Annotated in this window: 9 protein-coding genes; 5 read left to right on the forward strand and 4 right to left on the reverse strand. The window is 60.3% G+C overall.

Annotated features, from left to right (window positions below):
• Positions 1 to 84: 84 nt before the first annotated feature.
• The 5 genes from cysM (at position 85) to AB4P96_RS10360 (ending at position 6,301) form a co-directional block, all read left to right on the forward strand.
• Positions 85 to 987 (forward strand): cysteine synthase CysM, encoded by a 903-nt coding sequence (cysM, locus tag AB4P96_RS10340; protein WP_395600743.1) that lies wholly within the window; start codon positions 85 to 87, stop codon positions 985 to 987.
• A complete protein-coding gene (rlmD, locus tag AB4P96_RS10345) occupies positions 987 to 2,339 on the forward strand; it encodes a 23S rRNA (uracil(1939)-C(5))-methyltransferase RlmD (RefSeq protein ID WP_099548853.1) in 1,353 nt (450 codons plus the stop codon). The genes cysM and rlmD overlap by 1 nt, the downstream gene beginning before the upstream one ends.
• A 152-nt stretch (positions 2,340 to 2,491) precedes the next feature.
• Complete coding sequence (relA, locus tag AB4P96_RS10350; RefSeq protein WP_017134872.1) at positions 2,492 to 4,735, forward strand: GTP diphosphokinase; 2,244 nt, start codon at positions 2,492 to 2,494, stop codon at positions 4,733 to 4,735.
• Between the two features lie 161 nt (positions 4,736 to 4,896).
• A complete protein-coding gene (mazG, locus tag AB4P96_RS10355) occupies positions 4,897 to 5,730 on the forward strand; it encodes a nucleoside triphosphate pyrophosphohydrolase (protein WP_017134873.1) in 834 nt (277 codons plus the stop codon).
• A gap of 25 nt (positions 5,731 to 5,755) precedes the next feature.
• A complete protein-coding gene (locus AB4P96_RS10360; protein ID WP_017134874.1) occupies positions 5,756 to 6,301 on the forward strand; it encodes a DUF2058 domain-containing protein in 546 nt (181 codons plus the stop codon).
• A gap of 67 nt (positions 6,302 to 6,368) precedes the next feature.
• Here AB4P96_RS10360 and AB4P96_RS10365 read toward each other — a convergent pair whose 3' ends face one another.
• The 4 genes from AB4P96_RS10365 to AB4P96_RS10380 all read right to left on the reverse strand — a co-directional run bounded on the left by AB4P96_RS10365 (position 6,369) and on the right by AB4P96_RS10380 (position 12,200).
• A complete protein-coding gene (locus tag AB4P96_RS10365; protein ID WP_138448996.1) occupies positions 6,369 to 8,489 on the reverse strand; it encodes a TonB-dependent receptor in 2,121 nt (706 codons plus the stop codon).
• Positions 8,486 to 9,712 carry an MFS transporter gene (locus tag AB4P96_RS10370; RefSeq protein ID WP_099548855.1) on the reverse strand — a complete coding sequence of 409 codons (1,227 nt, stop codon included), beginning with the start codon at positions 9,710 to 9,712 and terminating at the stop codon, positions 8,486 to 8,488. The genes AB4P96_RS10365 and AB4P96_RS10370 overlap by 4 nt, the downstream gene beginning before the upstream one ends.
• Positions 9,702 to 11,627, reverse strand: coding sequence for an IucA/IucC family protein (locus AB4P96_RS10375; protein ID WP_395600744.1), 1,926 nt, complete (start codon positions 11,625 to 11,627; stop codon positions 9,702 to 9,704). The genes AB4P96_RS10370 and AB4P96_RS10375 overlap by 11 nt, the downstream gene beginning before the upstream one ends.
• A gap of 384 nt (positions 11,628 to 12,011) precedes the next feature.
• Positions 12,012 to 12,200 carry a hypothetical protein gene (locus AB4P96_RS10380; protein WP_138449000.1) on the reverse strand — a complete coding sequence of 63 codons (189 nt, stop codon included), beginning with the start codon at positions 12,198 to 12,200 and terminating at the stop codon, positions 12,012 to 12,014.
• Positions 12,201 to 12,391 lie beyond the last annotated feature (191 nt).

Below are 12,391 nucleotides of genomic sequence, written 5' to 3' on the forward strand. Positions count from 1 at the left end.
ATAAGCACCACACTTTGCGTGATATGGCCCGCCGGCCTTTCCCGGTATGATGTTCGCCCCCGCAGTCTGGATTGCGAATACGCCATGACCTTGCAGTACCCTACAATCGCCGATTGCGTCGGCAACACGCCCCTGGTCCGCTTGCAACGCATGGCGGGTGAAACCAGCAATACCTTGCTGCTCAAGCTCGAAGGCAACAACCCGGCCGGTTCCGTCAAGGACCGCCCGGCGTTGTCGATGATCACCCGCGCCGAGCTGCGTGGGCAGATCAAGCCGGGCGACACCCTGATCGAAGCCACCTCGGGTAACACCGGCATCGCCCTGGCCATGGCCGCGGCGATCAAGGGTTACAAGATGGTCTTGATCATGCCCGACAACGGCAGTGCCGAGCGCAAGGCGGCGATGACCGCCTATGGCGCCCAACTCATCCTGGTCACCCAGGAAGAAGGCATGGAAGGCGCGCGTGACCTCGCTGAGCGCATGGTCGCCGAAGGCCGTGGCGTGGTGCTCGACCAGTTCGCCAACGGCGATAACCCCGAGGCACACTACACCAGCACCGGCCCGGAAATCTGGCGCCAGACCCAAGGCAGCATCACCCATTTCGTCAGTTCCATGGGCACCACCGGCACCATCATGGGTAACTCGCGCTACCTCAAGGAGCAGAACCCGGCGATCCAGATCGTCGGCCTGCAACCGATGGAAGGCGCGGCCATTCCCGGTATCCGTCGTTGGCCTGAAGAGTACCTGCCCAAGATCTACAACGCGACGCGCGTGGACCGCATCATCGACATGGCCCAACGTGAAGCCGAAGACACCACCCGCCGTCTGGCGCGTGAAGAAGGCATCTTCTGTGGCGTGTCCTCCGGTGGCGCTGTGGCCGGTATGTTGCGTCTGTCCAAAGAAGTTGAAAACGCGGTGATCGTCGCGATCATCTGTGACCGAGGCGACCGCTACCTGTCGACCGGCATCTTCGACGAACCCAACTGATGGCCAAGCACGAGAGAGGCCTGCGCTTTCAGCCGACGGGCGGCAGCCGCGCCCCGCAGATTCCGGTGGGCAAGAAGCAACGCCTGACCATCGAGCGCCTGGCTAACGATGGCCGCGGCATTGTGTTCTTTGAAGGCCGCACCTGGTTCGTCAATGGCGCGCTGGCCGGCGAAGAAGTCGAAGCGCGGGTGTTGGGCGCCCACGGCAAAATCGTCGAGGCGCGTACCGAGCGTGTGTTCAAGGCCAGCGAACTGCGTCGCCCGGCACCGTGCGCGCACTTCGGCCGCTGTGGCGGTTGCAGCGTGCAGCACCTGCCCCATGACGAACAACTTGCCCTGAAACAGCGCATGCTCGCCGAGCAACTGACCCGTGTGGCCGGTGTCGAACCGCAAGAGTGGGCGGCACCGTTGAGCGGGCCGGAGTTCGGCTACCGTCGCCGCGCCCGTGTGGCGGTGCGCTGGGATGCCAAGGCCAAACAGCTTGAGGTGGGTTTTCGCGCCGTGGCCAGCCAGGATATCGTCGCTATCGATGATTGCCCGGTGCTGGTACAAGCCTTGCAGCCGATCATGCAGCGTTTGCCGAACATGCTGCGCCGCCTGAGCAAACCACAGGCGTTGGGGCATGTGGAGTTGTTCAGTGGTTCGTCAATTGCCGTGTTGCTGCGGCACATGGCGCCGCTGTCCGAAGCGGACCTGCAGGTATTGAAAGAATTTTGCACCTTCCATGACGCCCAATTGTGGCTGCATGGCGAGGGCCAGCCGGAGCCGGTAGAGCCGGGTCAGGCGCTTGGTTTTAGACTGGCGGCGTGGGATCTGGAACTGGCTTACCGTCCGGGAGATTTTGTCCAGGTCAACGCCGGAGTCAACGATGCGATGGTCGCCCAGGCCCTGGAGTGGTTGGCGCCAAAGGCCGAAGAGCGGGTGCTGGACCTGTTTTGCGGGCTGGGCAACTTTGCCCTGCCACTGGCCAAACAGGTGCGCGAAGTGGTGGCGGTAGAGGGCGTGCAAGCCATGGTCGAGCGGGCAGCGCAGAACGCCGTCAGCAACAATTTGCATAATGTGCAGTTTTTTCAGGCCGATCTGTCCCAACCTTTGACCGACGCGGAGTGGGCCAAACAGGGCTTTTCTGCGGTACTCTTGGACCCACCCCGTGACGGTGCCCTGGAGGTTGTGCGCAAGCTCGCCACCCTGGGGGCCAAGCGCTTGGTGTATGTGTCCTGCAACCCGGCCACGCTGGCGCGGGACACGGTTGAGTTGGTCAAGCAAGGCTACCGGCTAAAACGTGCCGGGATCCTCGACATGTTTCCGCAAACAGCGCATGTCGAGGCCATGGCGTTATTTGAAGCGGGCTAGGATGCCCGTTTAATCCGACTGGCCTGTCGTCTCCTGGGCCGTGACCTGTCAGGGAGTGGTACCTAGCCTAATGGTTGCACCGCTAGGGTTACGCAGCAGGTCAGCGATGATTTTTGGCGCATCCAAGGTGCGTCGTAGGGAAGGTAAGCAAGATGGTACAGGTGAGAGCACACCAGCCGATCAACACCGACGGCAGTATCAATCTCGAGGCATGGCTGGATCATGCCGTCAGTGTCGACCCGGCACTGGACCGTGAAGCCTTGAAAGCAGCCTGCGAGTTCGCTCGTGAGTCTGAACAGCAAGACAATGCGGCCAAGAACCTGTGGGCCGAAGGCACTTCAAGCTTTCGCACCGGGTTGGAAATCGCCGAGATCCTCGCCGATCTCAAGCTGGACCAGGATTCGCTGATCGCCGCCGTGCTTTATCGTGGCGTGCGTGAAGGGCATATCCCGTTGCCGACGGTCAGCCAGCGTTTCGGCGCGGTGGTGGCCAAGCTGATCGACGGCGTGCTGCGCATGGCCGCCATCAGCGCCAGCCTCAGCCCGCGTCAGTCCATGGTGCTGGGCACCCAGGGCCAGGTCGAAAACCTGCGCAAAATGCTGGTGGCCATGGTCGACGACGTGCGCGTCGCGCTGATCAAGCTGGCCGAACGTACCTGCGCGATCCGTGCGGTCAAGACCGCCGACGACGAAAAGCGCAACCGCGTGGCCCGCGAGGTGTTCGACATCTACGCGCCGCTGGCGCACCGCTTGGGCATCGGCCATATCAAGTGGGAGCTGGAGGATTTGTCCTTCCGCTACCTCGAACCCGACCAATACAAACAAATTGCCACGCTGTTGCACGAGCGGCGGCTCGACCGTGAGCGTTTTATCACCGACGTGATGGGCCAACTGCGTTCCGAGTTGCAAGCCACCGGCGTCGACGCCGACATCAGCGGCCGCGCCAAGCACATCTATTCCATTTGGCGCAAAATGCAGCGCAAGGGCCTGGCCTTCAGCCAGATCTACGACGTGCGCGCCGTGCGCGTACTGGTGCCGGAAATGCGCGACTGCTACACCGCGCTGGGCATCGTGCACACGTTGTGGCGGCACATCCCCAAGGAATTCGACGACTACATCGCCAACCCCAAGGAAAACGGCTATCGCTCGCTGCACACCGCCGTGATCGGTCCCGAGGGCAAGGTGCTGGAAGTGCAGATCCGCACCCACGCCATGCACGAAGAGGCCGAGCTTGGAGTTTGCGCGCACTGGCGCTACAAGGGCACCGACGTCAAGGCCGGGTCCAACCAGTACGAAGAGAAGATCTCCTGGTTGCGCCAAGTGCTGGAATGGCACGAAGAACTGGGCGATATCGGCGGCCTGGCCGAGCAACTGCGGGTGGATATCGAGCCGGACCGGGTCTATATCTTCACCCCCGACGGCCACGCCATCGACCTGCCCAAGGGCGCCACGCCGCTGGACTTCGCCTACCGCGTGCACACCGAAATCGGCCACAACTGCCGGGGCGCCAAGATCAACGGGCGCATCGTGCCGCTCAACTACAGCCTGCAAACCGGTGAACAGGTCGAGATCATCACCAGCAAGCACGGCACACCGAGCCGCGACTGGCTGAACCCGAACCTGGGCTACATCACCACATCGCGGGCACGGGCGAAGATCGTTCATTGGTTCAAATTGCAGGCGCGCGACCAGAACGTCGCGGCCGGCAAGACCTTGCTTGAACGCGAATTGGCGCGCCTGGGCCTGCCACAGGTGGACTTCGACAAATTGGCCGAAAAAGCCAACATGAAGATCGCCGAAGACATGTTCGCCGCCCTCGGTGCTGGCGACTTGCGCCTGGCGCAATTGGTCAATCTGGCCCAGCAACTGGTCGAGCCGGAGCGCGGCAGCGAGCAGTTGGAACTGATTCCGCGCAAAGCCACCGGCTACAAGCCTGGCAAGCGCGGTGATATCCAGATCCAGGGCGTGGGCAACCTGATGACGCAAATGGCCGGCTGCTGCCAGCCATTGCCGGGCGATGCCATCGTCGGCTACATCACCCAGGGGCGTGGCGTGAGCATTCACCGCCAGGATTGCGCCTCGGTGCTGCAACTGGGAGGGCGCGAGCCCGAGCGCATCATCCAGGTCAGTTGGGGCCCGGTGCCGGTGCTCACGTATCCGGTGGACATCATCATCCGTGCCTACGACCGTTCCGGTTTGCTGCGTGACGTGTCGCAAGTGCTGCTCAACGAGCGCATCAACGTGCTGGCGGTCAACACCCGCTCGAACAAAGAGGACAACACCGCGTTGATGTCCCTGACCATCGAGATCCCGGGGCTGGACGCGTTGGGGCGGTTGCTGGGGCGGATTTCCCAGTTGCCGAACATCATCGAGACTCGGCGTAATCGCACACCTTGATGCGGTCTGAAAATATCTGTGGGCTGCTTTCTGTGGGAGCCGGGCTTGCCCGCGATGCAGGCGACTCGGTCTGTCTGATAGACCGAGTCGAGGCTGTCGCAGGCAAGCCAGCTCCCACATTAGATCTTCAGCGGTTCCAGACAATGGGCAGAGATTGACCGATGTATTCACTTGAAGACCTGCTGCACCTGATGAATCGCCTGCGCGACCCGCAATACGGGTGCCCGTGGGACATCAAGCAAACCTACGCGACCATCGTGCCGCACACCCTTGAAGAAGCCTACGAGGTTGCCGATGCCATCGAGCGCGGCGACTTTGATCATCTGCAAGGCGAGTTGGGCGACCTGTTGTTCCAGGTGGTGTATTACAGCCAGCTGGCGCGGGAAGAAGGGCGCTTTGAATTTGCCGGGGTAATCGACAGCATTACGCGCAAGCTGGTTCGTCGCCATCCGCACGTATTCCCGACGGGTGATTTGTACGCGCCGCTGGATATTCCCCAGTTAAGCGAAGAACAGGTTAAAGAACGCTGGGAGCAGATCAAGGCCGAGGAGCGCGCAGAAAAATCCGACGCACCCGAGCAATTGTCCCTGCTCGATGACGTACCTGCGGCCTTGCCCGCGTTATCCCGCGCCGCCAAATTGCAAAAGCGCGCCAGCCAGGTAGGTTTCGACTGGCCGGCTGCCTTGCCGGTGGTCGACAACGTGCGTGAAGAGCTGGATGAAGTGCTCGAAGCCATGGCTGATAACGATTCGGTGGCGATCGCCGATGAGGTCGGTGACCTGTTGTTTGCGGCGGTCAACCTGGCCCGTCACCTCAAGGTCGACCCGGAAACCGCGCTGCGTGGCGCCAACGCCAAGTTCGAACGACGTTTCCGATTTATCGAACAGGCATTGCGCGATACGCACAAACCCATAGAAGATTGCACCCTCGAAGAGTTGGACGCCCTGTGGGGCGAAGCCAAACGCCAGGAAAAGAATGTGTCCAGCTGCGGTTGAGCAGTTGCCTAAGTGAGTAAGCACCATGAGCCTTTCCCTTCGCGACCAGTTGCTCAAAGCAGGTCTGGTCAACCAAAAGCAGGCCAAGCAGGTCGGCAAAGACAAACAGAAGCAGCAGCGCCTGGTCCACAAGGGCCAGATCGAGGCTGATGACACCCAGGCGCGCCTGGCCGCCGAAGCGCATGCCGAAAAGGTCAAGCGCGACCAGGAACTGAACCGCCAGCAGCAGGAAAAAGCCGAGGCCAAGGCCCGCACGGCCCAGGTTAAACAACTGATCGAAACCTCGCGCCTGCCCAAGCTGACTACCGAGGACTACTACAACTTCGTGGATGACAAGAAGGTCAAGCGCCTGTCGGTCAACACGTTGATGCGCAACAAACTGAGCAACGGCTCCCTGGCGATCGTGCACCACGGTGGCGGCTACGAGGTGATCCCGCGTGAAGCGGCGCTGAAGATCCAGGAGCGCGCACCAGAGCGTATCGTGCAGCTCAATATCCTCACCGAAAGCCAGGTGCCGGATGAGGACGATCCATACGCGGCCTACCAGATCCCGGATGATCTGATGTGGTAAGGCGTTAAAAACAACAAACCCCGCTCAAAAGGCGGGGTTTGTGTTTTTAACCTGCAGCTTCAGCCGATCACCAATCCACTGCATAACTCACGCTGAAGGTACGCCCTTCAGCGTTCGGGTACGGCGCACGGGCGTTGGCCTGGGCAAACATGTTCTGGTAATTGCGGTTACTGAGGTTGTAGATCGCGCCTTCCAGGCGACCGACTGGCAACCTGACCGAACCGAGCAGATCGACCAGCGTATAACCTTTGATATCGCGGCCGTTGTTGTCTTTGGCCGCGGCGTCATAGTCGGCCAGTTGCATGCCTTGCAGGCGCAGGCTGTAGTCGCCACGGTCATAGCCGACAAAGGCGGTGGTCTTGGCAGGCGAGATACGCGTGGCGGGCAGGTCGATCCATTTGCCGTTTTGCTGGGTCTCGCCTTTGGCGTAGGCGTACGTGCCGCCTACCGACCATTGATCGGTGACGTTGTAGGTCAGGCTGGTTTCGATGCCGCGCACGCGCTCTTTCTGGTTGATCAGGCGCAACACACGGTCATTGGCATCATAGAACTGGGTGACGTCCGAAGTGTTCTCATACGCGGTGACGTTGGCCAGCCACTTGTCCCAGTTGCCACGCCAGCCCAGCTCGTAACTGTCGACCTTGAGGGCTTGGGCGTTCAGGTCCTGGATGTCGTATTTGCTGTTGACGTCCCGCAGGAAGCGCTGGATATCCGGCAGGGAAAACCCCTGGCTGAAATTGACGAACACATCCTGGTTTTCATTCAGGTGGTACACCGCACCCAGGTTATAGAGCGTGTCATCGTATTTGAGGGTGCCGCCCGGCAGCGTGGCGCGGTTGCCGGTCTGCACGATCTCGCCGTAGGCAATGCTGTCGGACACTTCGCTTTCAATCCACTCACGACGTATGCCGCCACGTAAGGTCCAGTCATCGATATCGTAGGACAGCTGACCAAAAATGGCTTTGGTGGCGGTTGCGATGTCCGGGCCCATCTCAAAGGTGGTGCCGGTCTTGGTATAGCTCAGGCCGTTGACCCGGTATTGGTCGCCGCGTTGGCGCGAGGTTTCATGGTCATAGTCGGCGCCCCAGACCAGGTTACCGGTCGCCGAGCCGATGTCCGGCATTTGTGTATCAATCGCTGCCCGCACACCATAGACGTCTTGCACACTGTTGTTGTCGGACACCCCGGCACGACCGCGAGACAGGTCCGGGAAGAACAGTGCATCGGCACGCCGCCAGTAACTTTCGACCTGCAAGCCCTGGCCGTAGAAGTCCTTGTCGGCGTAATTGAGGTTGACCGCCTGGTTGTGGGTGAAGGGTTGGTCATCCAGGTCCAGGCCTTTTACCGCGACGGCAGTGCTGGTGATGCGTGGGTTCTTGGTGTAGCGGGTGTCCTGTTCATCTTTATAGTCTTGCAGCGACAGACTGATCTTCTTGTCGTCATCCAGCTCGTAGCCGAAGCGACCTTGCAGGTCGTAGGTGTCGGTGTCCATGTTGCTGCCCTGGGACGTGTCCTGGGGAATGCGTTTGCCGTTACCGTCGAACTGGTCGTTGCGTTGCACCGTATTGCCCGACACGTACCAGTCCACCGGGCCTTTGCGGCCGGTGGCACTTTGGAAGGCTTCGTAGGAAAACCCCTTGTGGCTGAAATTGTTACCGGCGGTCATGCCGATCTTGCTGCTGAAGGCCAGGTCTTCGCCTTTGTTGCGCTTGGTAATGATGTTTATGATGCCGCCTGAGGCGCCGGCGCCGTAGACGCTGCTGGCGCCGGAAATCACTTCGATGCGCTCGATGCTTTCCGGTGCCACGCTGTTGAGCTGGCGGAAGTTGTCACGCGTGGCGTTCTGGGACACGCCATCAATCAGGATCAGCGTGTTGCGCCCGCGCAGCGTTTGGCCGAAGTTGCTCATGCCACCGCTGGAGGGCGCTATGCCCGGGACCAGTTGCCCGAGGATATCGGCAACCCGGCGTCCTGCTGCTGTCTGCTGGCGGATCTGTGCTTCGTCGATGACCTGCACCGAGCCTGGGATCGCGGCAATGCTGGTTTCACTGCGAGTGGCCGAAACGACCGTCGCCTGCAATTGCAGGTTGGTAGCCGCCGCTGGCGCGTCTTCAGGTTGATCGGCCCAGACAGGCGCGCTTATCGAACCGAGCAGGGGCAGCAGGACGGCCCATTGTGATTTGTTCATGATCTTGCCTTTGAGTTATTAGAAGTATTGACAGAAAAATCGGTAGTCTCAGGTGTTCGGGTGAACGAACGGATGGCGCGGATACCCAGGGCCGCCAAGGCATAGGTCAGTGCCACCAGCCAAAAGCTGTGCGCCAAGCCCACCATTGCCATGCCGACGCCACCCAACAGTGCACCGCACAACGCGCCACCTTTTGCGGCGCTATTGCCCAGGCCCAAGGCAAACCCCTGCTGGCTGGGTGCGACGGTATTGGCGATCAACGTGTAGGCGACCGGTAGCAGCGCGCCTTGCCACACGCCCCACAGCAGCCGGCTGGCGAGGAACCCCAGCCATTCGCCGGCCATCGCCGTGAAGGCCAGCGTCAAGGCGCAAAACCACGTGACCCATTCGATGATGCGTAATGTTTGCGCCGCGGGGTGTCGGTCAAACAGGCGGCCCCACAGCGGCGCGGACAGCGCGAGCGTCAGTGCGCTGGCGGCGTAGCTGGCGCCGATCAGCCAGGCAGGAGCGTGTAGAACATCGGCGACGTACAGGGCATAAAACGGTTGGGGCATCATCTTGGCGGCCTGGATCAGCACGATGATGGCGAGCATTGCGCCGAGCCAGCCTTTGGGCAGTGCCGTAGGCGTTGAGGCGCGTACCGGTCTTGAGCGCGGCGCATCGCTGGGTAGAAACAGGCTGATCAGCGCGCACAGCAGGCAGACCGCCGTGGCGCTGTAGCACAGCAACGCGAAACCGGAAATATCCATCAGCCAGCCACCCAGCACCGGCCCGGCCAGCGAGCCCACGGCGGTGGCCGATTGCAACCGCGCCAGAATGTGCCCGCGCCCACCTTCGGCGCAGTACGCCAGCGCATAGGCTTGGGCTGCTGCAATAAAACCTGCCAGCGCACCTTGCGCCACGCGGATGACCACCAGCAGCCACGGGTCGGTGGTGACAGCGGCCAGCGCCTGGCATACCGCCAGGGCCAGCAGCGCGCGAATGATCATCGGCTTGTGGCCGGTACGATCACCCAGGCGCCCCCACATTGGCGTGAGGATCATCGCCGCCATCATCGGCCCGGCATACACCAGCGATGACAGCAGGCCGGTGTACTGGGCGTTGGCAACGCCCAGCAGTTTCTGGATCTGCAACGGCCAGAAGGGGCCGCTCATCTCCATGGCGCCCATCGACACCAACTGAATCACCACCAACAGGCGCAATGCAGTGTTGTTAGCCGACATTGGCGGCAGTGCTCAGCGGGTTCGGCAGGCGTCCGACGATATCGGCGTGGCTTTCCATCAGGCGCATGCGCATAAACGACTTGGCTGGCCAGTCCTGCTCCAGCAGCGCGGCACGTTCGGTCTGCCAACGTTGGGGTTCGACCTGGCTGCGCAAATCATCGAAACACTCGCGGACCTGGGCTGACAGCTCGTCCCACAGCAGCCCCTCCGGAATATCGAAATGGCGCGCACTGAGCAATACCAGTTCGCCCAAGTGACACATGAACACGGTGTGCAGCAACTTGTCGCGCACGAAGCCGGCATCGTCGTACAAGGTCATCTTCGGGTCGTGCAGTTCGATGTCGAGGCCATGGGCATGCAAGGTCTTGCGGTCGATGCGGATATCACCGAAATCACGCAGCAACAGGCGGTTTGCTTGCCCGTTTGTGCCCATGACCATAAAGGAGTTCTGCTGATGAGCCTCGAAGGCCACGCCATAACGCAAGTACATGCCCAGCAGTGCCGGCACTGCAATCGATGCATAGTCTTTAAAAAACGCCTGCATGGCCTGCGCGTCATCAGCGCCTTTGCTCAGGCGTACCCACTGCTTGAGCAAGGGGTGCCCATGCTGATCAATGGCAAACAGGCTGCCTACCGGAATGGCCATTTCGCCCGGTTCGAGCAGGCTCTGCGGGTTGTCACGGTACAGGACGGCCAGGTGCCGGGAGTGCTCGTCATTGGCAGGTTGTGGTTGGAAATGCACGCCGAGTCGTTCGGGCACGATGCTCAGGATTTTTTGAATGTGTGGCTCGCGTGCCAGGATGGTTTGCAGTAAATGGCTGATCCGTGGCCCCATGCGCGCGGAGCGTGGCGACACTGTGCGCTGCACACTGGTCAAGCGCAGCGACACGGGAAGTTTAACCATTGGCGCGTCGCACCGGCCTTCAGGCAACACGGTCCTGAATGACATGGTGGGGTGGGCGGTGAACGCGACGATGTCGCTCAGCACCAGCAGCCTGTCACCGATTTCATTGGCGAACAGTTGCGGCAGCTCTTGGCGAGCTTGCCAAGGGTGAGCGGGCATCGGCAGGTAGTCGCCAGCCTCAAGGCCTTGAGCGCTTAAGTGCGCTGTCAGTTGGCGGGCGGCCTGCGGGAAGTGGTTTTGCCACCACTGCCAGTAATCTGCAGTACCGGCCAGGCTTTCGACATGGGCGAACTGGCGGTGCAGCGCGCAGAGCAATACCGGAAAGCGCGCCTCGAACTCCGGCGAGAATTCAATAACCTGCTCTGTACCCAAGCCCAACTTCGTCTTGTAGTTGGGGTGCCATGGATGGCCCAAGGTGCCCCACTGCTCGAGTACTGATGTCGGGTTGGAAACGCTTGGGTTGTTCTTGAGGTAGCTGAGCAAATTGTTTTGATGCGCGGGGGCCATTGCGGCGTGCAGCTCGAGGGTCCACTGCTCGTGGAAGGCGAGGCACAGCGTATCGTTGATAAAGCTGTCGTCTATCTCCCGGTTGAGGCGGCTCAAGACGTCTGGGGCGGCAGATGATTCGTGGCTGCTGTTGAGTAATGTCAGCAACTGCGAGGGGAATCGGATTTTTTGTTCGGGCTGGCCAGCGCGCAGGACACTCACCGTGCCGCGCAAATCCCAGCTGGCCATGCGGCCTGGGCGCAGGTGATCAAAACATAGGCGGGTGTGGTCGGGTAGCTCCAGCCAGCAGCGATTGTGTTCGTCATAAGTGCGTGTGGTGGGGTTGAGCAGGCCTTCACGGAACAGGGCTTGGATCAGGCGCTGGAAGCTGCGTTCGGCGGCAGGTGCGAGGGTGTCGATCAGGGCATCAAGCGTGACGTGCTTAGCCAGGAATTGGCGAGTGGAGAGTGCTTCACCCCAGCGTTCCAGCAGTAGTTTTTCCGGTGTGGCGACCTGTCCGTGCATCAAATCGAACTCCTTATCCGTAGGGCTGAGTGAAAAGCGAACGGATACTATCGAGAATCATTACCAAATGTCTATTTGTTGTTACGCTTTTTGCGGAAACGATTATTCAGGGGCGAAAGGAGGGCGGTTCGAAGCCGGAGAGAGCGACCATGCAGGTCTGGAATCAGGGTTGAAGGGGCTAAGTCAGGCTGGTTCAGTGTCTTTGAGGTGACTTGTAGTACGAAGCCTGAGGTTCTGTAGGGTGTATCTGCTTTCATGCGGTCGTGGCAGAACACAGGAAAACGGTGGCTGTTAGAAACGAAAAACCCCGCTCAAAGGCGGGGTTTTTGTGTGTAGGCACACCAGCTGCTGTGTGGGGCTGGGTGACTGGCAGATTTCAGAGTTTCAGGAGCCGTCGGCTTGGCGTTTCATCTCAAGAGATTCGAGCTCGTTTTTATAATTGTGGGCTTCGTTCTCGTTGTGGAACATGCCGACCAGTTGGTCTTGTTGATGTACATCCCAGATGTGAATCCCATGGCCCAGTGCTTCGTGAGACATGTGTGCATCGTCGCGTTCAGTTACTTTTACAGTCATCTGCTTGCTCCAATCTCTGGTTGATCTGCGGCAAGTCGTCGCAGGCCTCTTTTATATGTTTTGTTAGCTTGCTAAGTAAACCGATTTTGCGCGCAACTATTTATTGCAGGAAATGCAACAGTGCTGCAGGCCACGCAAATCGCGACATTGCGTCGCAGGGTGCTGAGTTTTATGACAAAAGTTTCATGTTC

The sequence above is a fragment of the Pseudomonas sp. B19125 genome (assembly GCF_044218855.1).
GTDB classification, from domain to species: Bacteria; Pseudomonadota; Gammaproteobacteria; order Pseudomonadales; family Pseudomonadaceae; genus Aquipseudomonas; species Aquipseudomonas edaphica.